The organism is Haloflavibacter putidus, from assembly GCF_006546625.1.
Taxonomy (GTDB): Bacteria; Bacteroidota; Bacteroidia; order Flavobacteriales; family Flavobacteriaceae; genus Mesonia; species Mesonia putida.
The window spans coordinates 70,055-95,664 of record NZ_VIAR01000002.1 but is presented as its reverse complement, the minus strand read 5'-3'; the positions used below and the strand labels follow the sequence as shown (position 1 = coordinate 95,664).

Here is a 25,610-nt window from a genome sequence, read left to right as displayed (position 1 = left end):
CGAATGGATATTAACAGGGTAAATCGTTAGAAATTAAAACTATCGAGACTGCACATTGCCCTCCCAAACTTTTTAATACTCCATAACTTCTTTAGCATTAACATCTACGTAATTACGTTTCACAAACTCTAAGGCCGTACGTAGCACATTGCCCATTGTTTTGGCGCGCTTAAACCTAATATCTTTAGAATATGCCATCAAATCTTTCCGTAAACTTTTTACGTTTTCGCTAGAAGACACGTGATCGTTTACCATGCAGCGTATTAGCTTTCTATACCGCTTTTGCGATGCAATTAAACGTTTGGCCAGTTGTGAACGTTCTTCCCGCCGGTATTGCTCTATAGAAGATTCTTCTAATTTTTCTGTAACCAACTCAACCATTGGGTAATTTTCTTTAAAAAACTGAGGTCGGTAAACTTTTAAGTTACCTTCATAAGATTGTTGGTCAAAATCTATGGCTCTAATTTGGTAAGCCACGTGGTCAAAATCATGGGTTGGTATTACCACATAATTGTACGAACGCATATCTCCCAAAAGACGTAATGTGCAGCGCTCGTTAAACTTTACAAACTGTTTAGCAATTTGTATTTTTGCACGCTCATCGCAATTAGGCAAATGTTCTTTTATAAAAACATCTCCGGGAATACCAGCAATATGCTCTTCTATTAAAGTATCGCGATATATCAAAAAATTAATACGGTGTGGCGATAAAACATGTTCAAACTCCAAACCGTAAATTCTGGAAGCATCTGCCTTTTTTATATAGAAATAAGTAAAAGAATCGTTCAAAATGTTACGTACTTTTACACGAAAGGGTTTAGAGTTTCCAAAAGTACAATAGTCAATTGCATCTACATTTAAATGTTCAAAAGCATCGTCACTACCATCGGAATATAAAATATTATACACGCGTTTTAGGCTATTATCAATTTCGGTTCGTTCGTGGTCCGGATAGTAACAACGCACCCATAAAGTATCTTCATCGTTTTGATCGTAAACCACAATAGAGCCGGAAAAACGCAATAAATCTTCATAAAACACCGGAATTTTTGTTCTTCGGTTATAAAAAGTTAAATATTTCTCCAATCGTTCGTTTATAGGAAACGATGGTTTTTTCTTAGACATTAGCTTTTCTTCCATACTTCAATGTATTAAAAATTTTGCGATTACAAACTTCGTTTCGTAACAAAATAGTACCTTGGTCGTTGCTTTTCTAAAACCACCAAGATTTTGAATACAATACTCACACTAAACAATATTACCAAAAATTATGGCGCTGTAACCGCGGTGAGCAATTTAAGCTTTACTATTGAAAAAGGCAATGTTTACGGCATTTTAGGACCCAACGGTAGTGGTAAATCTACCACTTTAGGCATTGTGTTAAATGTAGTGAATAAAACCAGCGGAGATTTTCATTGGTTTGACGGCTCCATTTCTACACACGATGCTTTAAAGAAAGTAGGCGCAATTATAGAACGACCAAACTTTTACCCTTATATGACGGCCAAACAAAATTTAGATTTGGTGTGTAAAATTAAAAACGTAAAAAACGTAAAAATAGAAGAGAAATTAGATTTGGTTGGTTTATTAGACCGTAAAGACCATAAATTTCGTTCGTTTTCTTTAGGGATGAAACAGCGTTTGGCAATTGCTTCTGCTTTACTAAATGATCCTGAAATCTTAATCTTAGACGAACCTACAAATGGGTTAGACCCGCAAGGTATTCATCAAATACGCGAGATTATTCAAAAAATTGCCGCAATGGGAACCACTATTTTATTGGCTTCGCATTTGCTGGATGAAGTAGAAAAAGTTTGTACGCACGTGGTTATTATCCGTAAAGGAAAAAAACTATACTCCGGTCGCGTGGACGAAATGACCGCCAGTCATGGTTATTTTGAGCTCAACGCAGAAAATGCTTCGGTTCTTTTAGATTATTTGAAAAATAGCAACAATTTTGAGAAAATTAAGACAGACGAGCAGTCGGGGTTAATTACCGCTTTTCCCTCTTCTCCGCTTCAAGCGGAAAAATTAAATAAAGAGTTGATGGAAAACGGCATTCAACTTTCTCACTTGGTTATGCGCCGAGAAAGTTTAGAACAACAATTTTTAGCACTTACCAACCAAGAAAACGCTTAATATGCTTAGATTACTTACCATAGAATATCATAAATTACGCTATAGCAGATCTACAAAAATCCTGACCTTTACTTATTTTGGACTGTTCTTATTTATAGCACTTTTCGCTTCGATTCGTTTTAATTTTATGGGAATCGATTTTCAATTAGCAGACCAAGGCATTTTTAATTTTCCGTACATCTGGCATTTCAATACCTACTTTGCAGCATTGCTTAAAATATTCTTGGCCATTGTAATAGTTTCCATGGTTTCTAACGAATATAGCAATCGCACCTTAAAGCAGAACTTGATAGACGGGATGAGCAAGAAAGAGTTTGTGCTTTCAAAATTCTACACCGTTGTTGCGCTGGCCTTGCTTTCTACCATTTTTATTTTTGTAGTTTCTTTGGTGCTGGGCTTAATATTTTCAGATTATAACGAGTTTTCTATTATCTTTTCAGATTTAGAATATATACTGGCCTATTTTGTAAAATTACTTGGTTTTTTTAGCTTCTGTCTGTTTTTAGGCATTTTGGTAAAACGTTCTGCTTTTGCTTTAGGCTTTTTATTTCTGTGGTGGATTTTGGAAAGTATTGTTTACGGAGTAATGCGTTTCTACATTTTCAGTAAAGAATCTATTGCAGATAATATCGCGCAATTTTTTCCGCTTGAAGCGATGTCCAACTTAGTAAAACAACCCATAACTCGTTTAAATGTTATAAAAACAGCGGCAAACCAAATGAAAACCGATATAAATTTAGATTATGCGGTGCATTGGTACCAGATTTTAATTGTTTTGGTTTGGATGGTTATTTTTACTTACGCCTCGTATGCGTTGCTTAAAAAAAGAGATTTGTAATGCAGAAAATGTATTTTTGTAAAAATCTCCCTTTTTATGCCGTTTAGAATTTTTATTGTCTGCTTGTTTTTACCAATTTTTGCATTTGCGCAAGGCGAGGCAAATTATTGGTATTTTGGTAATAATGCCGGCTTAAATTTTAATACAAGTCCGCCAAGCAGTTTAAGCAACGGCGCGCTAAGCACCAGCGAAGGTTGCTCTACCATTTCAGACGAAAGCGGCAATCTTTTATTTTATACAGATGGCAGAACGGTCTGGAATCGCAACCATCAAATTATGAGCAATGCAGATTATTTTAGTGGCTCTGGTTTGTTGGGCGACCCCTCTTCTACTTCTAGCGGTTTAATTGTTCCGCATCCTACCAATCCAGATTTGTATTATGTTTTTACGGTAGACGAACCGCATCACGACAACGCGGCGGCATATCCCAATCAAGGTCCGGGCACGCCAAACGGTCAATATACAGACTTGCCCAACAGCAGTGTTCCGCAAGACGACGATGGCTATAACAACGGTCTCAATTACTCGCTGGTAGATATGACTTTAGATGGCGGCTTAGGAAATGTGGTTGCCACCGAAAAAAATGTACATTTAGTAACCTATAACCCAAACGATTCCGAAGAAATAAAGTACCAAGTTTCCGAAAAAATAACTGCCGTAAAAGGAAGCGATTGTAATTCTATTTGGGTAGTAACCCATTTTATAGACGAATTTTACGCGTTTAAAATAGACGAAAATGGCGTAGAAGAAACTCCGGTAATTACGCAAATTGGTCCGGAAATTCCAATTGACTCTTATCGAAGAGCAGCAATAGGTTATATGAAAATTTCGCCAAACGGAAAAAAATTAATTATAGCGCACAATACTATAACTTACAACCAAGTTGGCAATAGCGATGCCGAAGATGGCGGCGTATTTTTATATGATTTTAACGACGAAACCGGTCAAATTTCTAACCAAACCATTTTAGTAGAAAACATAAACGCTTACGGCGTAGAATTTTCTATGGAAACAAAAAAAGCTTATGCCACGGTAACAAAAGGCGTAAATTTGCGCTTATACCAATGGGATTTAGAAGCAGAAGATATTGCTAATTCTATGGTGCAAATTTCGGGTACCACCGGAGGTCAAGCTACCGCATTGCAACTGGCACCAAACGGAAAAATTTATAAAACCCTAATTAATCAAAACAAATTAGCGGTTATTAATAATCCGGAATTAGATGGTAATGCGGTAGATTATTCAGAAAGTTTGGCCGGCGGCGCTTTACCGCTTTCAAACGTCAGCTTGTTTGGGTTGCCACCTTTTATTCAGTCTTTTTTTGCTTCTCGCGTAAATATTATAGACGACACCACAGAAGAAATTGTAACCGAATTAAACCTGTGCGATGGCGAAAATTTCACCTTGCAATATTCAGAAAATATCCCCGGGGCAACCTATACTTGGTATAAAAACGAAACAGAAATTATAGGCGAAAACAATTTTACTTTAAACGTGAGTCAAGAAAGTAACCAAACGCTACCACATACAACAACCTACAAATTAGTTATAGATCCTAACGATGGCTCTTGCCCGTTAAAAGGCATTGCAAATGTTACTTTTTATCCTTATCCGCCCGCAGAAAATTTAGAAGTGGTACAATGTGATCTTGACGGATTAGATCAAGCTGTTTTTAATTTAGAGACGATAAAATCAGAACTAACCAATAACGATTCTACTTTAGAGGTTACCTATTTTGAAGCTATGGCTTACGCCGAAACAAATCAAAATGCTATAGAGGATATTCAAGCTTACGAAAATTACGAAAATCCGCAACAAATTTTCACCCGCGTAAAAAACACCGAAACCGGATGTACAAGTTTTGGCGAAATAACTTTAAAAGTAAATAATTTAGCATTAGATAGTATAAAGCTTCAGCAATGTCCTACAAACGATAACGGTTTAGAAGAGTTTAATTTAAACGAAGCAACCAACATTTTACAGGAAATAGACTCTACTTTTCAAGTAAACTATTATTTAACCGAAGAGGAAGCTTATTTTGAGGAAAATTCTTTAAGTAGTATCTCTAACTATCAAAACACTACAGCGTTTTCGCAAAGTATCTATGCTCGTGTAAGCAGCGATGGCGGTTGCGAAGATATTGTAGAAATACAATTAGAGGTAGAAAACACGATTGCAATTGGCGAAGATAAGCAACTCTATTATTGCCAAGAAAATTTTCCGCAAAGCATAGAATTAAACTCCGGTATTCCTACTTCAGAAATAAATAACTATACATTTTTGTGGAGTCCTACCAATGCTACTTCAGAAAGTATAAACATTAATACGGCCGGAGAATATACGGTAACGGCAACGCACAAAACAACCGGTTGTTATGCTTCCAGAACCTTTACGATAATAGAATCTAACCAAGCAGATTTTTCTGTAAATACGAGAGGTTTTCAAGAAAATAACAACGAAATAGAAATCCTACTATCAGAAAATAGTTTAGGCGATTATGAGTTTTCTTTAGATAGTGAATTTACCAATTATCAGGACTCCCCCATTTTTAACAATTTATCGCCTGGTGTTTATACCGTTTACGTAAAAGATAATAATGGCTGCGGAATTGCCGCTAAAGAAATAGTGCTTTTAGGAGCTATGCAATTTTTCACCCCAAATGAAGACGGCTATAACGACCGCTGGGGAATTATAGGCCGTTCTAAAACCAATTTACGCGCTACCAAAATTTATATTTTTGATAGGTACGGAAAACTTTTAAAGAATTTTGACGGTAATTTTCAAGGTTGGGATGGTACTTACAATGGCAAGAATATGCCATCTAACGATTATTGGTACAAAATTGTTCTGGAAAATGGCCGAACTGTAAAAGGTAATTTTAGTTTAATTCGTTAAAAAACCTTAAATTCAGCATAAATTTAAGAAGCCATTCCTAAGTTTATGCAGCAAAAATTACTCCTCCTGTTTTGTTTTTTTTCGATTGGAATTGTAAATGGCCAACAAATAGAATTGTACACCCAATTTAACGGGCAATACGATTATACGGCAATTGGCAACACCTTAAATGTAGAAGAAAACGAAGCCTCGTTTAATTGTACAATTTTAGATCAATCTTCTGCCAGTCTTAATTTAAACCCAAACCAAACAGTAAAAGCTGCTTATTTATATTGGGCCGGTTCAGGAAATGGTGATTTTGACGTTAGTTTAAACAATCAGCAAATTCAAGCCGAACGTACTTTTTCATACACTTTAGATTTTTACCGAAGTTTTTTTGCCGCCTTTGCAGATGTAACCAATTTAGTTAACGCAGAAGGCAACGGCCTTTACACGCTTTCTGATATAGATTTACAAGAAGCCATAGAAGGTTACCATTGCCAAACTGGAACAAATTTTGGCGGTTGGGCCATAATAATTGTATACGAAGAAGATAGTTTACCAATAAACCAGGTTAGTATTTTTGATGGTTTGCAAGCAGTTTCTATTAATAATACTTCCTTAACTATAAATTTAAATGTAAATGTAATTGATAATCAAGACGCAAAAATTGGTTTTTTAGCTTGGGAAGGCGATCATCTTTTGGCTGTGGAAGAAACCTTGCAAGTAAACGGAAATATTATTAGCAACCCGCCGCTAAATCCTGCCGATAATGCTTTTAACGGAACAAATAGTTTTACCGGAGCAACCAATTTATATAATATGGATTTGGATGTGTACGATATAGAAAACAACATAAATATTGGCGATACTTCGGCAGAAATAAAATTAACTTCCGGCGATGGCGTGCAGCAAAGCGATTTTGTTATGGTACACAACATTGTTACAGTTTTAAACAGTAAATTGCCAAATCCGTCTCCAGAAATTTCCAATGTGGCAACCAACTGCAACTCGCACGAAATATTGGTAGATTATACCGTACATAATACCAATGCCACAGACACTTTACCGCCCAATACTTTAGTTTCTTTTTATGCGAACAATGTTTTTTTGGCAGAAACACATACACAAAACGCTATTCCGGTAGATGGTTTTGAAAACGGACAGATTTTATTGGATATCCCGACTTCTATTCCCAACAATTTTACCTTGGAAATGCAGGTGAATTTGGACGAACAAAACAACCCGATTATTAATGAAATTGATCCGGAAGATAATTTCGCTTCACAAAATATACAATTAATTGTCCCCACTATTGCCAATCCGTTGCAAGACATAAAAAAATGTGACGATGCAAATAATGATGGATTTGCTATATGGGATTTTACTGAAAATGCTACATTAGCCTTAGGCAATCAAGAAAATGTAGAAATCAGTTTTCATCTTTCGCAAGCAGATGCCGATAACAATACAAATCCTATTACACCAATAAATAGCTATCAAAACACCGAAATTCCGCAAGTAATTTATGTGCGGGCAACTTCCACTTTAGATGCAAACTGCTATCAAACCGATAATTTTCTTTTAGATTTATTTTATTTACCGCAAGTCACCACGCCGCAAAACCTAATTTATTGTGACGATCCGGGAAATGACGGTCTTGCAAGTTTTGATTTATCTGAAATAATTCCGGATCTTATTGGTAATCAAAATAATCTATCTGTTTCTTTTTACCTTTCGGGGGAAGAATTAGAAAATGATAATCCCATAGTAAATCCGGAAAACTTCGAAAACACCTCCAATCCGCAAACTGTTTATATAAAAGTATTCAATACAGCAAATCCGCTTTGTTATGACACAACCAGTATAAAATTAGAAGTAGAACCTATAGAATTATTTTCTTTTGAAGGTTTACTGGCTTGTGATAAAGGTTTTGACACTGCCATTTTCGATTTAACAGAAATAGAAGAATCGTTAAACCTATCGGCAGACGAAGAAATTATAGCCTATTTTACCAGCGCGGCAGATGCCGGTTTAAACGAAAATCCGATTGCTTTTCCTACAGCTTTTGAAAATCAAACAAATCCGCAAAGCATTTTTATCCGTAAAGAAAATCCGGAAACAGATTCTTGCTACCAATTATTGCAATTTCCTTTAAAGATAGAAAATTGTCCGCCTTTTATCCCGGATGGTTTTTCACCCAATAACGATGGCGTTAACGATGTGTTTGAGATAAGCGGATTATACGATATTTTTGAGAACTTTAATTTAAAAATATATACGCGTTATGGCAATTTAATTTACGAAGGCAATAATAATATACCGCCTTGGGATGGCACCAGTACGCAAGGTTTGACCAACACAGGCAAAAATTTACCAACCGGAACTTACTATTATATTCTCAATTTAAACGACCCCAATTACCAACTTATAAAAGGTTGGGTATATCTAAACCGATAATTTTTTTCAGTAAGAACCACCCAACAAGCGTTAATCTTTCTAAATAAGCCGGTTTAACTTCCGTAAATTAATCTTTACTGCTTAATTTTGCACTGCTTTTTATTCCTATGAATTTGAAAAATTATTTTACTATTATTTTATGCTGCTTACCGGCATTTGTTTTTGCACAAAATATAAGTGTAGATTTTAATTTTTATACGCCGCAAGAATTGGTAGAAAACATTTTAATAAACAGCGGTTGCATTGGCGATGTTACCGTAACCAACACCGTTAGCGGCGATTTTAACAACGAAAAAAGTTTCGGTTATTTTTCCGGTAACGGCAGTAATTTTCCTTTTCAGGAAGGTATTGTGATGAGTACAGGCCGTTTAAGTAACGTTCCCGGTCCTAACAACTCGCTGAGCGATGATGATGCGCCCGGTTGGGGAAGTGATCCGGATTTGGAAGACATCTTAGGCGAAAGCAATACCACCAACGCTACGGTAATTGAATTTGATTTTACACCAAATGCCAACAGCATTCAATTCCGATATATTTTTGCTTCGGAAGAATACCAGGAAGGTGACCAAAATACCTGTGTTTATTCTGATTTGTTTGGCTTTTTAATAAAGCCATTGGGTGGCGAATATGAAAATATTGCCGTGGTGCCAGACACTAATATTCCCGTAAAAGTTACCACCGTGCATCCCGAAATTCCCGGCGGTTGTGCTGCAGAAAACGAAGCTTATTTTGGTTCGTTTAACGGAACTGATCATCCTATAAATTTTAACGGACAAACAAAAGCGCTTACTGCGCAAGCAGATGTTGTTCCTAACACTACTTATCACATAAAACTTATTGTGGCAGACGAGCAGAATTATCGCTACGATTCGGCGGTTTTTTTAGAAGGCAGCAGTTTTAATATTGGTGCAAATCTAGGACCCAATTTAGTTGGTCAGGATGCACTTTGCCAAGGCGAAACCTACCAATTAAATGTTGGCGATAATGGTTTGACGCCGCAAAACTATACTTGGATTCTGGTAGAAGAAAATGGCAGCGAACAGGTTCTTGTAGAAAATCCTACGCAAGACAACTATACCGTAAATTCTCCCGGAACTTATAAAGTAGAAGTAGATTATGGCAATAATTGCATCGCGACAGATTTTGTGGTTATTGAGTATGTAGATTTGAGTTATTTAAGTAACGAAAGTCTTAGCGTTTGCGATGCAAATAACGACGGTTTAAGTGTTTTTAATTTAAACCAAAGTATTGGAAACCTGGTAGATAATCAGCAAAATTTAACCGTAAGCAATTTTTTCTTGTCTGCAGAAGATGCCGAAAATAATGTAGTTGCCAATGCAATTTCTAATCCGCAAAGTTTTGAAAACACAGAGCCCAATCAAATTATTTACGCGCGGATAGAAAGTCAGACTGGTTGTTTTAGGGCTTTAGAGATACAATTAAGCACCAATTTTAGTAATTATAATCCGGTTTACTTGGTTTCTTGTTCTACAGATCCTACCAATGTGGCTTTTATTTTAGAAGATGCAAATGCGCTTATCGCAGAAGAAATTGGTACCAACGCCTTTAGCGCTGTTTTTTACGCTACTGCGGAAGAAGCCGCCTCGCAGGAAAACCCTTTACCCGAAACTTTAAACCTACCCGAAACCGAATTACCTCAAAGCATTTTTGCTCGTTTACAAAACAGTTCGGGTTGTTTGGGAACTATAGAAGTTATTTTACAAAATATCGAGCCGCCAAAATTAGATAATAATTATCAAGTACCTCAATTCTGCGGAAGCGAAACCAACAACCTTACTTTAGAAGCTGGGGTAATAGAAAACTTAAGCTCTTATTCTTACGAATGGAATACCGGCGAAACCACGCCGAGCATCAGTATAGATTCTACCGGGGTTTATGAAGTTGCTATTACCAATACAAAAATTATAAACGGCAATACCTATACATGTACGTTAAACAACAGCTTTCAAATAGAAGGTTCTGGCGCGGCAACAATAGATTATACCGTTAGCGGAAATTTTGATAATTATACCATAGAAATTTTGGCCGAAGGTTTAGGAGATTATGTATTTGCTTTAGATAATGAAAATGGTCCTTTTCAAAGCGAAAATATTTTCAGTAATTTAAAAGGTGGCGAACATACAATTTATGTAAAAGATTTGAATGGTTGCGGTACTGTTTTAAAAAAGATCTATCTGTTGGATTATATGCAATTTTTTACCCCAAATTTTGATGGTTATAACGATTATTGGCAATTAAAAAATCCGAATAATGTTCAAACAGATGTAAGGAATATTTATATTTTCGACCGTTATGGGAAGCTGTTAACCAGCATTAGCGCCAACGGAAAATGGGATGGTACTTACCACGGTAAAAATATGCCTTCTAACGATTATTGGTTTAAGATTGTTTTAAAAAGCGGCCAAGAATTGAAAGGTCATTTTACGCTTAAGCGCTAAGAATTTTGTAGTTTATAAAGTTTTAAAAAGCAAGAGAATTAGATGAAGTTCAGTATAAAATCAGATTACAAACCAACAGGAGACCAGCCGGAAGCTATCAAGCAACTTACTAAAGGAATTGAAAGTAACGAAGCTTTTCAAACGCTTTTGGGGGTAACCGGTTCCGGTAAAACCTTTACAATGGCCAATGTGGTAGAAGAAGTGCAACGTCCCACTTTGGTTTTAGCGCATAATAAAACTTTGGCTGCCCAATTGTATAACGAGTTTAAAACTTTTTTTCCGGATAACGCAATAGAATATTTTGTATCGTATTATGATTATTACCAACCGGAAGCTTACATTCCCACTTCCGGAACCTATATAGAAAAAGATTTATCTATTAATGATGAGATAGAAAAATTACGCTTAAGCACTACTTCTTCTCTACTTTCGGGCAGACGTGATGTTTTGGTTGTTGCTTCGGTAAGTTGTTTATATGGTATTGGAAATCCGGTAGAGTTTCAAAAAAATGCTATTTCGCTTAAGCGAGATCAGCAAATATCGCGTACAAAACTTTTGCAACGTTTGGTGCAAAGTCTTTATGCCCGTACCGAAGGAGAATTCCATCACGGGAATTTTCGCATTAAAGGAGATACTGTAGATGTTTTTCCCGGCTATGCAGATGATGCTTTCCGGATTCATTTTTTTGGCGATGAAATTGAAGAAATAGAGTCTTTTGACCCGGTTAGCAATGAAGTTTTAGAAAAATATGAGCGTCTTACTATTTATCCGGCCAATATGTTTGTTACTTCGCCGGATGTACTGAATAATGCCATAGATCAAATTACTTTAGATTTAGGAAAACAGGTAGATTATTTTAAAGATATAGGCAAACCTTTAGAAGCAAAACGCCTAGAAGAACGTACCAATTTTGATTTGGAAATGATAAAAGAACTCGGTTATTGCTCTGGAATTGAAAACTATTCTCGTTATCTGGATGGCAGACAACCCGGCAGTAGACCTTTCTGTTTGCTGGATTATTTTCCGGATGATTATTTAATGATTGTAGACGAAAGTCATGTTACCATTCCGCAAGTTGGCGCTATGTATGGCGGCGACCGTTCCCGTAAAGAGAATTTGGTAGAATATGGTTTCCGTTTGCCAGCCGCTATGGACAACCGGCCTTTAAAAATGGAAGAGTTTGAAGCCTTACAAAACCAAGTGGTTTACGTAAGTGCCACGCCAGCTGATTACGAGTTACAAAAAAGCGACGGCGTTTATGTTGAGCAAGTTATTAGACCAACCGGTTTGTTAGATCCGGTTATAGAAGTGCGTCCTAGTTTAAATCAAATAGACGATTTAATTGAGGAAATTCAAATTCGTGTAGAAAAAGACCAACGAACCTTGGTAACCACTTTAACCAAAAGAATGGCAGAAGAATTAACCAAATATTTAAGCAGAATAGATATTCGTTGTAGGTATATTCATAGCGATATAGACACATTAGAGCGCGTAGAAATCATGCAAGATTTAAGAAGAGGTTTGTTTGATGTTTTGGTGGGTGTAAACTTACTGCGAGAAGGTTTGGACTTACCCGAAGTTTCTTTGGTGGCAATTTTAGATGCCGATAAAGAAGGCTTTTTACGCAGTAACCGTTCCCTTACCCAAACTATTGGTAGAGCGGCGCGACATTTGGAAGGAAAAGCCATTATGTATGCCGACAAAATTACCAACAGTATGCAAAAAACCATCGACGCAACCGAGTACCGTCGCGAAAAGCAAATTGCTTATAATGCAGAACACGATATTACGCCAACCGCGCTTAAAAAATCTTTAGACAATACTTTAGCAGGAAAAAAAGTACAACCGTACGAATTTAAACCGGCAGATAACCTAAAAGCCGCCGAAGAAGAAGTGGTTTATTTTGACGAAAGCCAGTTGGAAGATCGCATTAGAAATATCCGTAAAGAAATGGAAAAAGCTGCTAAAGAATTAGATTTTATGGCAGCAGCACGCTTTAGGGACGAAATAAAAATGTTGCAAGAAAAATTAAAAAAGAAAAAGGTTTAAGCTGAATTTAGAAAAAGGCAAATCATCATTTTTTAACTACAAATTGAGTATAAAAAAATCAATCTTCGAATCTTAAAAATATTGATTCGAAGATTGATTTTCTTTTTGTTATTTTGAAATAGCTACTTGCGTATTTATAGCATTGTTACTTCTTGTAATACTTTTTATATTTTTGGTACGCTATAGCTCCTAAAGCAAACCAACCTACCAATGAAATAACAATAAATTTATAGCTTATAATCTGGTCGCCACTGGCGTAAGAATGCAAGCCGGTAAGGTAAAAGTTAACGCCAAAATAGGTCATTAAAATAGAGCCAAAAGCTAAAATTGCGGCCCAATTAAAAGCAAATCTGCTACGTAAACCGGGAACCAGACGCATATGAATTACAAATGCATAAATCATAATACTTATTAATGCCCAAGTTTCTTTCGGGTCCCAACCCCAATAACGTCCCCAACTTTCGTTAGCCCATTGCCCTCCTAAGAAGTTACCAATGGTAAGTAAAACCAAACCAACGGTAAGCGCCAACTCTGTAATAATGGTAAGTTCTTTAATATTGAGCAGCATTTTACTGCGGTTTTTATCGTTGGTGAAAATCATCAGTAAAAGAGACGTAAGTCCTAAAATCATTCCAAGTGTAAACGGACCGTAACTTGCTACAATTACCGCAACGTGAATCATTAACCAATAAGAATCTAATACTGGTGCTAGATTGGCTATAGAAGGATCCATCCAATTCCAGTGCGCCACCATCAAAATCATAGAGGTAACAAAAGCGGTTGCTGCTGTAGTGAGGTCGCTTTTTCGGCCAAAAGCCAGTCCGAAAAACATTGTTGCCCAAGCTACGTAAATAATACTTTCGTAAGCATCACTCCACGGGGCGTGACCAGAAATATACCAACGAGCAATTAAAGCCAAAGTATGTAAAATAAACAGGACAAAAATTATTATCTGACTTGCTTTTACCAAATAACCGATAGATTTTTTGTTGTAAAATATTTGTACAATTACCAGTACAAACATTACCAAACCTGCTAACATATATTGCCAAAACAAGTTTCTAAAAACGTCGTATTCGTTATAAAGTATTTCGAGTTCTATTTTACGTTCAGAAGGTAAAACTTCTGAGCCGTATTTTTTTTGAAAACCTTTTATGCTTTCTAAAATATCGTTAGACTTGCTGTAATCTCCGGTAGTTTTAGCAGTTTGAATTGTTTGCATATACAAAGGCAACACTTTATGCACGTATAAAGAATCCGGTCCTTTAAATTTATCTGCGTGATCTTTTAGCATCGGGAAAGAAACCCATTTGTTATTTGGATCGTTTGGAATGGGAAAAATTCGCAAAATTCTTCCTTCCAAAGCATTGTACAGTAAATTTACTTTTTCGTCTGCAGAAATGAAATCTTTTTGAAATTGATTTTTCACTTTTGCCCGATACGCTTCTTCTAAAAACGGACTTAATTTATACGTACCGGTAGCATCAAAAAATTGAGCCAACCTAACATGTTTGTTGCCTTCTTTAATACCCAAAATATGGTGTAAACTATCGTTTTTTGCCTTTATGGAAATAAGGGGTACGTTATACCACAAAGTAGGATTTTCTGTCATAGAAAACAGCACTTGATCTGGGTTTAAACCTTCGTACTCGTTACTTTTACTAAGTTTACGAAGCAACTCAGACGAGTAGGTATGTGCAGGTTTCATTCTACCGCCGGCATCTTGTATTACCAATCTGCCAAATTTTGCGGCGTGTTCTTTTGAGATAGCGCTCATTTTTAGAACCGAATCAATTCTCGCTTTCGGAATTTCTACCGGCTCAGCAGCGTGATGGGCGTGTTCTTCTACTTGACTGTGATCTGGTTCGTTAATTTTGCCGGAAGTTGCGTCTTGTGCAAATCCCGAAAACCCAAACAATAACAGAAGTAAGCTAGCCATTTTGGCTTTTTTCTTCTTCAATTTTTTTAGCTGCGCTTCTAATTTTCCAAAACGTGAGCCTTTATCAAATAAAATCCACATTAAGCCTAGATATAGTAAGAAGTATCCAATATAGGTAATCCAAGTTCCCCACCAATCATGGTTTACAGAAAGAATGGTTCCTTTTTCATCTGCATCAAAACTAGCTTGAAAAAAACGATAACCTTTATAATCTAATACGTGGTTCATATAAATTTCGTGCGGAATAGATTCTCCGTTATCTATCAACTCTACTTTACTTTTAAAAGCTGCGTAACTTGGGGTAGGATTATCTGCCGTACCAGGATGTTTTTCTGCTATAAAATCGTTTAATTTTAAGGCAAAAGGCAACTCATATTCCTTACTTCCGTAACGAACATTTATTTCTAAATCACCTAATTCTACCGTTTTATAATCGTTTACAATTCCTCTTGCACCCAAAAGCTTAACGGTTTTGGTTCCTGCCTGCGAGGTTACTTGCAACACAACGCCGTCTGGTTGGCCATCTTGATTTACTTCGGTATCAACCATATCATAACGCCCTTTTACGGCCTCTTCCGGAAATACAAACTGCATTCCTGCCATATTATATAAAGAACGTAGCGCTAATTTTTGTGTAGAGTCTTTGGCAACATCGCTTTGTTTTTGGTCTGACATTCGCATATAAGTTCCTTCAAAAGGAGATCTTATTTTGTATTCGCCATCTTCCCATAAAATATTAATTGCACCTTCAGTAGGTTTATTAAAAGCAAAAAGTACATTATGTAAACTGGTAATTTCTCCTTCTTTAAGAAAATGATCATGTCTTGACCCACCACCGGCTTCTACGATTTTTAAAAAATTATCGCCATTTTCGTCTTTTACCAAACCTTCTTTTGCGCCGTGAATAAAGTCTACTACTTCAAACTGCACTTTTTCCCCCTTAAAATCTGTGGTAATGGTGGTAGAATTATCTACCCCGGGAGCCAGTACTAACTCGTGTTCTTGTGAGCGCCGCAAAGGCTTACCTTCATGTTCGCCGTCTATTAAGGTACTTAAATAGGTTTTTTCAGAAAGCATAGTGTTTGAAACCTGGCCTTCTCTAATTGGCATAATACCTTCATAACCTATATATCGCGTTACTCCTGCTCCTACAATTATCAAAAAGAAAGAGACGTGAAGCAAAAGAGTACTGAATTTTTCTTTTGTTAATAAGCGGTATCTTTTTATGTTTCCGGCAAAGTTTATGGCAAATAATAACATAATGGCTTCAAACCACCAAGCGTTATAAATCCAAACCCGCGCGGTTGCCGTTGTATAAGAATTTTCGACGAAAGTCCCAACGGCCATAGCAATTGCAAAAACTATAAATAAAACAGCCATTAATCGAGTGGAGAATAAGATACTCGCAAGCTTTTTTTGAATCATGGATAGCGTATTTAAAAACTGCACAAATTTATTGAATTTACTTCGATTTTAAGACAAAATTCACAGCTAAAGTCTACCAAAAAATGTTAATTTTAAGAAGCCGCGCTTATTTTATATTTTAGCGCTATGATACAGATAACCCTTTTAGGAACCGGCAATGTAGCCACGCATTTATTTAAGGTTTTTCATACTTCTGATAATGTGAAAATTAACCAAGTTTACAACCATAAAGAAGCAAGTTTATCGCCTTTTAAAAACTTGGTGAAAACTACCACCAAATTAGAAGAGCTAGAAGAAAGCGATATTTTTATTGTAGCGCTAAAAGACGACTTTATGGAAGAAACCATAAAAAAAATAGCAAAACCAACACGTCTTATTGCACATAGCTCGGGAAGTTTACCCTTATTACAAGAAAATTGCAGAAATGCAGTATTTTATCCCTTGCAAACTTTTTCTAAAAATACAGCGGTAGACTTTACGGAAATTCCGCTTTGCTTAGAAACAGAATTTGAAAAAGATTATGCTATTTTAGAAAATTTAGCCAAAAGCATCAGTAAAAAAGTATTTTCTATTTCTACTTCGCAACGCAAATCTTTACACCTTTCGGCTGTTTTTGTTTGCAACTTTGTAAATCATCTTTACAGCATTGGCGAAGATCTTTGTAAAGAAAACCAAGTTCCCTACTCTATTCTTACGAGTTTGATTACCGAAACTGCTCAAAAAGCAACTAAAAATTCTCCCGCGCAAGTACAAACCGGACCGGCTATAAGAAACGACCGCGAAACGATAAACCGGCATTTGTCGCAATTAAGTTCGGCTAATTTTAAAGAAATTTATACCTTGCTCACCCAATCAATTCAAGACAAACATGGCAAAAAATTATAAAGAAATTTTAAACGATATTAGCACGTTTGTTTTTGACGTAGACGGCGTTTTAACAAACGGTTCTATTTTGGTTTCTACCGAAGGAGAATTGCTGCGATCTATGAATATTAAAGATGGCTATGCGCTAAAACATGCAATAAAAAAAGGTTATACGGTGTGTATTATTTCTGGCGGTAAAAATGAAGGCGTGCGCAAACGCTTACGTAATCTTGGTATAACCGATATTTATTTGGGTATAGAAGACAAAGTAGAATGTTTAGACGAGTTTTTTGATATTTACGGAATAAAGCCGGAAAATGTAGCTTATATGGGAGACGATATTCCCGATACGCACCCAATGAAATTGATTGGCTTACCAACTTGCCCGCAAGATGCCGTAAACGAAGTAAAAAGTATTACAAAATACGTTTCGCATAAAAAAGGTGGCGAAGGCTGCGTACGCGATTTGATAGAACAAGTTTTGCGCGTGCAAGGAAACTGGAACAAATAATCCCCTAAATTTACTTTAACGTGAAATACCTTAAACTGGTTAGATGGCAAAACCTGTTAATGCTTGCTGCCACCCAACTCATTATAAAATACTATCTTTTTGAACCTTTTAATATTGCCATAACGCTAAACGATTTTGGTTTTGCTTTATTGGTAATATCTACACTTTTTTTAGCTGCCGGCGGTAATGTAATAAACGATATTTTTGATAGAGAAATAGATATAGTAAACCAACCCAAAAAGCAGTTAATCGGTAAAAATATAAGCGAAAAAACCGGTTATAATTTATTTCTAGTCTTTAATATAATAGGTGTTGGTATAGGTTTTTATTTATCTAATCTAATACAGAGACCAGAGTTTGCCGCAATTTTTATAGGTATCTCTGCCCTGTTATATTTATATTCTTCTTACATAAAATCGTATGCTGTAGTTGGTAATTTGCTAATAAGTATTTTGGTTGCAATGAGCATAATTATTGTGGGAATTTTTGATTTAATGCCGGCAATTACTACCTACAACCAACAATCGCAACTTACCATTTTTTCAATTTTATTAGACTATGCAATTTTTGCTTTTCTTATTAATTTTATTCGCGAAATTGTAAAAGACCAACAAGATATTAATGGCGATTATAAAGCCGGCTTAACAACCTTGCCCATTTTATTGGGCCAGGAACGCGTTAATAAAGTAGTTTTTGTTTTGTTGCTTTTACCACTGGCAGCGAGTATTTACTATATTTACAACTATTTATACACCCAAACTTTAGCGGTAATTTATGTTTTAGTGTTAATTGTTGCCCCTTTACTTTACGGAATGGTAAAAATATGGACAGCAAACACGGCTAAAGATTACAGTTTGATCAGTTCAATTTTAAAACTGATTTTAGTTTTTGGTATTTTATCGTTAGCGCTTTATCAATTTATTTTATCATGATTTTAGCTGAAAAACTCCGGGATAAAAAAATTATTTTAGGCTCTGCCTCGCCCAGGCGTCAGCAGTTTTTAAAAGATTTAGGACTTTCTTATTCGCTACAATTAAAACCGGTAGAAGAAGTTTATCCCAAAAATCTCAAACCGGAAGAAGTAGCAATTTACCTGGCAGAATTAAAAGCAAAAGCCTTTAAAGAAAATTTAGGTTTAAACGATTTATTGATTACAGGAGACACAATAGTTTGTTTAAACAAAAAAGTTTTAGGAAAACCAAAAAATTCCGCGGAAGCTAAAAAAATGCTTTTAAATTTATCTGGAAAAGAACACCAAGTTATCTCTTCGGTTTGTTTGAAAAATAGCTTAAAAACAGTAAGCTTTTACGATAGTACAAAAGTTTTCTTTAAAGAATTAACCCCCACCGAAATAGATTTTTATATAGAAAACTTCTCTCCTCTTGACAAAGCCGGCGCTTACGGCATACAAGAATGGATAGGTAAAATTGGCGTAGAAAAAATAGAAGGCTCTTATTTTACCGTTATGGGAATGCCGGTACATTTGCTTTACAGAGAATTACTGAAATTTTAGTTAAGTTTTACGCTTCAATTACTTTTAGAAGTATCTTTGCAAAAAATTAAACTACTTAAAAAATGGACAGTATATTTTTAACCTATCAGACAGAAATATCGTTTACTGCGGGGTTAATTATTTTTATGCTTTTTTTACGTTTGGCTTTAAAGACTGCTGCTAAAAAAGTAGGCAAACGCGAAGATATTAATATAGGTCGCATTAATTTGATGTTTAAGTACATCAATGTTTTGGTTGTTTTTATCGCTGCATTTTTACTCTTGCTCATTTGGGGAGTAGAAGCTTCCAGATTGGCCTTGGTTTTTTCTTCTGTGTTTGCGGTGCTTGGCGTGGGTTTATTTGCTATTTGGTCTATTTTAAGCAATATTACCTCCGGGGTTATTTTGTTCTTTTCTTTTCCGTATAAAATTGGCGATAAAATTCAAATACACGACAAAGACTTTCCCATAGAAGCCATTATAGAAGATATTCGCGCTTTTCAGTTGCATTTGCGCACTGCAGACGGGGAGTTAATTACTTATCCCAACAATTTAATCTTGCAGAAACCGGTATCCTTAAAAAAGAAAAACCCATTAAACGACGATGGCGCAGATGCGGTTTAAATTCGTGCCTTTGCCATAACTTCTTTATAAAAACCATATAAAAGCTGCATTTCCCGCTTGCCTTGTTTTTTACCTATCCGACCACCAATGTAGAGTGCCAACCACATAAGAACCAAAAAAACACCAACGCCAATTGGTACAATAATACCTTGCTTTAAACTATACAAAGAGTAACCCCAAGCCAGAATGCCCAAGAAACTGGTAATTAAAACAAAATGTAAAAACATAAACATTGTCCAAACTGTAGGATTTGGGCCAAAAAAACCGTGTATTTTATCCTTGCCTTCGAAGTCTGTTTTTATTTCCAGATGCAGTTGCGGCGTCCAAAAATTTTGATCTTTTTTAGGAATTTTAATAAAAATATGCGTGTCTACCAAAGACACAATAAAGCGTTTCTGACTTGTTTTTTCTGCCTTAAAACTTTCAAAAAGCGACTCTTTTTCTACGGGCAAAGGCTCGTCAAACCTTGGTCTTAGCACTATTTCGTTAGATAACTCCATTAGCTTATAATAGATTAAACTACCTTAATTAAAGTTAGTATATTTGGAAAAAACTGATAAACGCCTTATGAAAAAAATAAGTTTAAGCCTGTTTGCGCTACTTTTTGCTTTTTCTTCTTTTAGTCAATATAAAACACAACTTAACAGCTCCGAAATATATCAAAAAATTGAGAAACTCAACTTTTTAGGTTCGGTTTTATATATTGCCGCCCATCCGGACGACGAAAACACCAAACTTATTTCTTACCTTTCTAAAAACCTGCACGCCAGAACCGGCTATTTATCGCTTACGCGAGGAGACGGCGGTCAAAATCTTATTGGTCCCGAAATACGCGAAGCTTTAGGCGTTATTCGTACACAAGAATTGTTGGCTGCAAGAAGAATTGACGGCGGCGAACAATTTTTTACCCGCGCCAACGATTTTGGTTATTCTAAAAATCCTACAGAAACACTTTCAATATGGGATAAAGAAAAAGTATTGAGCGATGTAGTTTGGACAATCAGGAAATTTCAGCCAGATGTAATTATCAATCGGTTTGACCATCGTACAGAAGGCAGGACACACGGGCATCATACCGCTTCTGCCCGACTAAGTATGGAAGCTTTTGACCTTGCCGGCAAAAAAGGTAGTTTTTCAGAACAGTTAGATTATCTATCTACTTGGCAACCAAAACGCATGTTTTTTAATACTTCTTGGTGGTTTTACGGAAGCCAAGGAAAATTTAAAAATGCCGATAAATCCAATATGCTGGCCGTAGATGTTGGTAATTATTATCCAGTATTGGGAAAATCTAACACAGAAATTGCTTCTTTAAGCCGGAGTCAGCATAAATCGCAAGGTTTTGGAAATACCGCTGTACGCGGAAAAGATTTAGAATATATTGAACTTATAAAAGGGAAAATGCCAGCGGGTCAAGAAGCCATTTTTGCCGGCATTAATACCAGTTGGAGTCGGCTTAAAAACGGAAAAGAAATTGGCGAATTGGTAAGCGAAATCCAGCGTGATTATGATTTTAAAAATCCATCGCACAGCATTCCGAAATTGCTTCAGGTTTACACTAAAATAGAGCAGTTAGAAAATAAACATTGGCAAGAAATTAAGCTAAAAGAAGTAAAAGAAATCATTGCTTCTGCTGCCGGTTTATACCTAGAAGCTTACGCGGAAAATCAAATAGCAACTCCAAACGATTCTGTTAAAGTAAATATTGAAGTAACCAATCGTAATGAACTGGATACTAATGCTTATAGTGTTTATTTTAATGAAACTAATTTTACCAAATCTATACAGAAAAACCTAAGTAACAACACTTCTTATAACACAACGGTAAATTTCAAACTGCCAAAAGAAATAGCCTATTCCAGTCCGTATTGGTTAGACTTGCCACACACAATTGGTATGTATAAAGTACCCGAACAATTAAAGCGTGGCAAGCCGGAAAACGATGCCGCTTTAAACGCGGTTTTTAACCTAAATATAAATGGCACAAAATTGAATTTTACCAAGCCCGTAGTTTATAAAACTAATGATGCGGTAAAAGGAGAAGTTTATAAGCCTTTTTTAATCGTACCAAAAATAAGTTTAAAAGTAGAACCGGAGATTTTAATCTTTAACGAAAATACTTCTAAAGCGATTAGCCTTAAAGTAAAAAATAATTCTTCGGCCACAGAAGGAGAGTTACGCTTAGAAGCAGGAGAAAACTGGCAAATTGAACCAGCCGCCATACCGATTAGCTTTCAGAAAAAGGGAGAAGAAAAAACTTTTAGGTTTAAGATAACTCCTCCTAAAGAAAAAACAACGGGTAAATTAAAGGCGTTTTTCTTCCGTAAAGGAAAAAAATACAGCCAAGAAAATGCGATTATAGATTATGAGCATATTCCGCAACAAAGCATCCTTTCTCCTGCAGAAGCCAAATTAATAAAACTTGACATCAAAAAGAAAGGTGAAAAAATTGCTTACATTCAAGGAGCGGGAGATAAAGTTGGTGAAAGTTTAACCCAAATTGGCTATGATGTAACCTATTTGACGCCGGCAGAAATAAACCAAAACAAATTGGCACAATTTGATGCCGTAGTTGTTGGCATTAGAGCCTACAATGTTTTAGAAAGCTTAAAATACAAGCAAAAAACTTTATTCGATTTTGTGAAAAACGGTGGAAATATGCTAGTGCAATACAATACCGCCCACGCTCTAGAAACCAAGAATCTTGCGCCTTATTCTTTAAAACTTTCGAAAAACAGAGTTACCAACGAAAATGCTAAGGTAGACTTTTTAGCACCCGAACATCCGGTTTTAAACGCTCCAAATAAAATTACGAAAGCAGATTTTGAAAATTGGGTACAAGAAAGAGGTTTGTATTTTCCGGAGGAGTGGAATAAAAAATTTACACCAATTTTAGGAATGAACGATGAGCAGGAAACTCAAAAGAAAGGTAGTTTATTAGTAGCTCCTTACGGAAAAGGCTATTACATTTATACCGGGTTAAGCTTTTTTAGAGAATTGCCTGCCGGCGTGCCCGGTGCTTACCGCTTATTTGCCAACTTGTTATCTTTAGGAAAATGAAAAACGAAAAGCCTGAAAAATACCACTGGAAAAAGAGTTACACCTTGGTTTTAATAACCAATGCAGTGTATGTAATCGTATTTTATTTATTTATGCGTTATTTCGCTTAAACCTATATCTATGCATTATTTAGATTTAATCGTTCTGTTTTCTACCTTAGGTTTTATTGTTATTTATGGCTATTATCAAACGCGTGGAAGCAAAAATGTTAGTGATTATTTAAAAGGTGGCAATCAGGCTAAATGGTATACAGTTGGTTTGTCTGTAATGGCAACCCAAGCCAGCGCTATTACTTTTTTATCTACACCCGGGCAAGCTTTTCATAGCGGGATGGGTTTTGTGCAGTTTTATCTTGGCGTACCCGTTGCAATGGTAATTATAAGCATGGTTTTTATTCCTATTTACCATCGTTTAAAAGTTTATACTGCCTACGAGTATTTAGAAGATCGATTTGATTTAAAAACCAGAACTTTAACTGCAATTCTATTTTTGGTACAACGCGGCGTGGCGGCCGGAATTACCATTTTTGCGCCCGCAATTGTACTTTCGGCAGTTTTAGGTTGGGAACTTGCAACTCTAAATATTTTAATTGGCGTTTTGGTAATAATTTACACAGTTTCTGGTGGCACTAAAGCGGTAAGCTTAACACAAAAACAGCAAATGGCAGTAATTTTTGTAGGAATGTTAACCGCTTTTTTCCTAATTACCAGTTATTTGCCCGATGAGATAGGTTTTTCTAATGCTTTAGAAATTGCCGGCGCAAATGGCAAATTGGAAGTTTTAGATTTCTCATTCGATTTTGAAAATCGTTATACTTTTTGGAGCGGACTTATAGGCGGCAGTTTTTTGGCCCTCTCCTATTTTGGTACAGATCAAAGTCAGGTGCAACGCTATTTATCTGCAAGCTCTGTTAGGGAAAGTCAGATGGGTTTAATTTTCAATGGTTTGCTAAAAGTGCCAATGCAATTTTTTATTCTTTTAGTTGGAGTAATGGTGTTTATTTTTTATCAATTTAATCCAACTCCACTCAATTTTAACCCTGCCGCAGAAGCAGCTATAGAAAATTCTTCCGTAGAGCAAGAATATAAAGATTTACAACAAGAGTTAACCAATAACGAGGCAGAAAAAGCAAAAACTTCTTTGGCTTTCGCCGAAGCAAAAAAAGCAAATAACGAAAATGCCGAACAACTAAAAACCCAATTGGTAAATCTGGAAACCGAAAATAAAAGCATTAGAGAAGCTGCCAATTCGCTTATTAATAAAGCAGACCCAGATATTGAAACCAACGATAAAGATTATGTATTTATACATTTTATATTAAATAATTTGCCACGTGGATTGATAGGACTTCTGTTGGCTGTAATTTTAAGCGCGGCAATGTCTTCTACCGCTTCAGAATTAAATTCTTTAGCATCTACCACCGCAATGGACCTTTATAAAAGGAATAACAAAACAGAACATTCCGAAAAGCATTATTTAAATGCTTCCAAACTTTTTACTTTGGCTTGGGGAATATTTGCTATTGGGGTTGCCAGTGTGGCCAATTTATTTGATAACCTTATACAATTGGTAAACATTATTGGTTCTATCTTTTATGGCAACGTTTTAGGAATTTTCTTATTAGGTTTTTTCGTAAAATATGTAAAAAGCAAAGCTACTTTTACCGCAGCTATTATTACCCAAGCTATCGTAGTTTCAGGTTGGTGGCAAGAATGGATGCCTTATTTGTGGTTAAACCTTTTTGGGTGTGCTTTGGTTATGGGTATTGCTCTATTATTACAAAGCTTCGAAAACAAAAACTAAAAAAAAGCCAATTTAACTTTAGCTAGTTAAATTGGCTTTTAGTTTTAAAAAACGGATTTTGCAATTACTGCACGCCCCACTCTTTTAAAGTCTCTTTATTTAATTTTATATAATGCGCGTCTTCATTTTTTTCAGCTAATTGAAGCGATTTTTTTAAGGTTTGCATTGCTTCTTTTTTCTTACCCAATTGCGCTTGAATTAAAGCTTTTTGTCGCAGCATCCAATGACCGGGATTATCGCTCATGCTTATAGACTTATCTACCCAGCCTAATGCTTTTTCTAATTCTTTGTTTTCTGCAGCATAGTAACTTCCCGCCGCGTAATAATCTGCCGCAGTAGGCTTACCACTAAGCGTTGTTTCAATACTTTTTACGGCTTTTTCCATAGATGGTGTTGTAATAGCAATTGGCACCATAGTATTTTGCCACATAATACGTAAAACAGCAGAATCGTTTCGTAAATTATCAAACAATAATGTAAAAGTTTCCATACTATAATCTATTTCTTCCGCTCTTACCGAAACGCGTAAAGCTTCTTTACTCTTATCCCATTTTGATGGTAATCCCCAATTTTTGGTATTTGAATAAAAAATAATTTCCCAAGTTTCTTTACCTGGAATGGTATATAAAGCATAACTCCCCGCTTTTAAAGCTTTGCCTTCTACAGTAACATCATCCTTAAAACTTACAACTGTATTTTGGTTAGCGCCGGTTCGCCATTTTTTTCCGTAAGGTATTAATTCACCAAAAATTTCTCTTCCTTTTAAAGAAGGTCGCGAATAATCTATACTAATATTAGTTAATCCCACCATCTGCTCAATGCTTGCTTTAGGACTAGGTTGCGGGGTTTCAACTTGAGCTGTAAGCGTTAGTCCAATAAATAAAAATAAAATAAGAAATGTTTTTTTCATGTGTAGATAAGTTTAATTTTTAGTAAAAATACATAATTTTTATACTAATAGCTTTTTAAAGATTCTTTTTTACACCAAATACCCTACAAAAAATCAATTTTATGAATAATATGCTCGAATATTAAAATAACAATTTTATATTTACGCTAATTAAAACTTTAAAC

Annotated in this window: 17 protein-coding genes; 13 read left to right on the top strand and 4 right to left on the bottom strand. The window is 35.8% G+C overall.

What is annotated here, in order from left to right; translation table 11 throughout:
* Window positions 1-72: 72 nt before the first annotated feature.
* Complete coding sequence (locus FKR84_RS02535; protein ID WP_141420621.1) at window positions 73-1,140, bottom strand: hypothetical protein; 1,068 nt, start codon at window positions 1,138-1,140, stop codon at window positions 73-75.
* A 90-nt stretch (window positions 1,141-1,230) separates the two neighbouring features.
* Here FKR84_RS02535 and FKR84_RS02530 point away from each other — a divergent pair, with 90 nt between their 5' ends.
* From FKR84_RS02530 to uvrB, 6 genes are all read left to right on the top strand, one after another.
* Window positions 1,231-2,139 (top strand): ABC transporter ATP-binding protein, encoded by a 909-nt coding sequence (locus tag FKR84_RS02530; protein ID WP_141420620.1) that lies wholly within the window; start codon window positions 1,231-1,233, stop codon window positions 2,137-2,139.
* Between the two features lies 1 nt (window position 2,140).
* Window positions 2,141-2,977, top strand: coding sequence for an ABC transporter permease (locus FKR84_RS02525; RefSeq protein ID WP_141420619.1), 837 nt, complete (start codon window positions 2,141-2,143; stop codon window positions 2,975-2,977).
* 36 nt (window positions 2,978-3,013) lie between these two features.
* Complete coding sequence (locus tag FKR84_RS02520; RefSeq protein WP_141420618.1) at window positions 3,014-5,872, top strand: T9SS type B sorting domain-containing protein; 2,859 nt, start codon at window positions 3,014-3,016, stop codon at window positions 5,870-5,872.
* A gap of 45 nt (window positions 5,873-5,917) precedes the next feature.
* On the top strand, window positions 5,918-8,311 hold the full coding sequence (locus FKR84_RS02515) for a gliding motility-associated C-terminal domain-containing protein (RefSeq protein ID WP_141420617.1): 2,394 nt from the start codon (window positions 5,918-5,920) through the stop codon (window positions 8,309-8,311).
* A gap of 113 nt (window positions 8,312-8,424) precedes the next feature.
* On the top strand, window positions 8,425-10,770 hold the full coding sequence (locus FKR84_RS02510) for a T9SS type B sorting domain-containing protein (RefSeq protein WP_233357643.1): 2,346 nt from the start codon (window positions 8,425-8,427) through the stop codon (window positions 10,768-10,770).
* A gap of 42 nt (window positions 10,771-10,812) precedes the next feature.
* On the top strand, window positions 10,813-12,819 hold the full coding sequence (uvrB, locus tag FKR84_RS02505; RefSeq protein ID WP_141420615.1) for an excinuclease ABC subunit UvrB: 2,007 nt from the start codon (window positions 10,813-10,815) through the stop codon (window positions 12,817-12,819).
* A gap of 145 nt (window positions 12,820-12,964) precedes the next feature.
* On the opposite strand, the gene ccsA is transcribed toward uvrB, so the two are convergent.
* Window positions 12,965-16,183, bottom strand: a complete 3,219-nt coding sequence (gene ccsA, locus FKR84_RS02500; protein WP_233357642.1) for a cytochrome c biogenesis protein — start codon at window positions 16,181-16,183, stop codon at window positions 12,965-12,967.
* 126 nt (window positions 16,184-16,309) lie between these two features.
* On the opposite strand from ccsA, the gene FKR84_RS02495 reads away from it, so the two are divergent.
* The 5 genes from FKR84_RS02495 (at window position 16,310) to FKR84_RS02475 (ending at window position 19,673) form a co-directional block, all read left to right on the top strand.
* Complete coding sequence (locus tag FKR84_RS02495; RefSeq protein WP_141420614.1) at window positions 16,310-17,068, top strand: Rossmann-like and DUF2520 domain-containing protein; 759 nt, start codon at window positions 16,310-16,312, stop codon at window positions 17,066-17,068.
* A complete protein-coding gene (locus FKR84_RS02490) occupies window positions 17,052-17,558 on the top strand; it encodes a KdsC family phosphatase (protein ID WP_141420613.1) in 507 nt (168 codons plus the stop codon). Before FKR84_RS02495 ends, FKR84_RS02490 begins: the two co-directional genes overlap by 17 nt.
* A gap of 20 nt (window positions 17,559-17,578) precedes the next feature.
* Window positions 17,579-18,490 carry a geranylgeranylglycerol-phosphate geranylgeranyltransferase gene (locus FKR84_RS02485; protein ID WP_141420612.1) on the top strand — a complete coding sequence of 304 codons (912 nt, stop codon included), beginning with the start codon at window positions 17,579-17,581 and terminating at the stop codon, window positions 18,488-18,490.
* Entirely contained in the window at window positions 18,487-19,071 is a 585-nt protein-coding gene (locus FKR84_RS02480; protein WP_317129097.1) for a Maf family nucleotide pyrophosphatase, read from the top strand. The genes FKR84_RS02485 and FKR84_RS02480 overlap by 4 nt, the downstream gene beginning before the upstream one ends.
* 62 nt (window positions 19,072-19,133) lie before the next feature.
* On the top strand, window positions 19,134-19,673 hold the full coding sequence (locus tag FKR84_RS02475) for a mechanosensitive ion channel domain-containing protein (RefSeq protein WP_141420611.1): 540 nt from the start codon (window positions 19,134-19,136) through the stop codon (window positions 19,671-19,673).
* On the opposite strand, the gene FKR84_RS02470 is transcribed toward FKR84_RS02475, so the two are convergent.
* Window positions 19,670-20,173, bottom strand: coding sequence for a GTP-binding protein (locus FKR84_RS02470; protein ID WP_141420610.1), 504 nt, complete (start codon window positions 20,171-20,173; stop codon window positions 19,670-19,672). The two genes, FKR84_RS02475 and FKR84_RS02470, sit on opposite strands and share 4 nt — an antisense overlap.
* A gap of 67 nt (window positions 20,174-20,240) precedes the next feature.
* Here FKR84_RS02470 and FKR84_RS02465 point away from each other — a divergent pair, with 67 nt between their 5' ends.
* Window positions 20,241-22,733, top strand: coding sequence for a PIG-L family deacetylase (locus FKR84_RS02465; protein ID WP_141420609.1), 2,493 nt, complete (start codon window positions 20,241-20,243; stop codon window positions 22,731-22,733).
* Window positions 22,734-22,853: 120 nt separating this feature from the next.
* Window positions 22,854-24,536 carry a sodium:solute symporter family transporter gene (locus FKR84_RS02460; RefSeq protein ID WP_141420608.1) on the top strand — a complete coding sequence of 561 codons (1,683 nt, stop codon included), beginning with the start codon at window positions 22,854-22,856 and terminating at the stop codon, window positions 24,534-24,536.
* A gap of 64 nt (window positions 24,537-24,600) precedes the next feature.
* Here FKR84_RS02460 and FKR84_RS02455 read toward each other — a convergent pair whose 3' ends face one another.
* Window positions 24,601-25,446 carry a DUF2911 domain-containing protein gene (locus FKR84_RS02455; RefSeq protein WP_141420607.1) on the bottom strand — a complete coding sequence of 282 codons (846 nt, stop codon included), beginning with the start codon at window positions 25,444-25,446 and terminating at the stop codon, window positions 24,601-24,603.
* Between the last annotated feature and the right edge of the window lie 164 nt (window positions 25,447-25,610).

Coding starts and splice junctions, on each gene's coding strand:
- FKR84_RS02515 (WP_141420617.1), top strand. CDS start 5,918: ATGCAGCAAAAATTACTCCTCCTGTTTTGTTTTTTTTCGATTGGAATT.
- FKR84_RS02495 (WP_141420614.1), top strand. CDS start 16,310: ATGATACAGATAACCCTTTTAGGAACCGGCAATGTAGCCACGCATTTA.
- FKR84_RS02520 (WP_141420618.1), top strand. CDS start 3,014: ATGCCGTTTAGAATTTTTATTGTCTGCTTGTTTTTACCAATTTTTGCA.
- FKR84_RS02490 (WP_141420613.1), top strand. CDS start 17,052: ATGGCAAAAAATTATAAAGAAATTTTAAACGATATTAGCACGTTTGTT.
- uvrB (WP_141420615.1), top strand. CDS start 10,813: ATGAAGTTCAGTATAAAATCAGATTACAAACCAACAGGAGACCAGCCG.
- FKR84_RS02525 (WP_141420619.1), top strand. CDS start 2,141: ATGCTTAGATTACTTACCATAGAATATCATAAATTACGCTATAGCAGA.
- FKR84_RS02475 (WP_141420611.1), top strand. CDS start 19,134: ATGGACAGTATATTTTTAACCTATCAGACAGAAATATCGTTTACTGCG.
- FKR84_RS02465 (WP_141420609.1), top strand. CDS start 20,241: ATGAAAAAAATAAGTTTAAGCCTGTTTGCGCTACTTTTTGCTTTTTCT.
- FKR84_RS02460 (WP_141420608.1), top strand. CDS start 22,854: ATGCATTATTTAGATTTAATCGTTCTGTTTTCTACCTTAGGTTTTATT.
- ccsA (WP_233357642.1), bottom strand. CDS start 16,183: ATGATTCAAAAAAAGCTTGCGAGTATCTTATTCTCCACTCGATTAATG.
- FKR84_RS02470 (WP_141420610.1), bottom strand. CDS start 20,173: ATGGAGTTATCTAACGAAATAGTGCTAAGACCAAGGTTTGACGAGCCT.
- FKR84_RS02480 (WP_317129097.1), top strand. CDS start 18,487: ATGATTTTAGCTGAAAAACTCCGGGATAAAAAAATTATTTTAGGCTCT.
- FKR84_RS02455 (WP_141420607.1), bottom strand. CDS start 25,446: ATGAAAAAAACATTTCTTATTTTATTTTTATTTATTGGACTAACGCTT.
- FKR84_RS02535 (WP_141420621.1), bottom strand. CDS start 1,140: ATGGAAGAAAAGCTAATGTCTAAGAAAAAACCATCGTTTCCTATAAAC.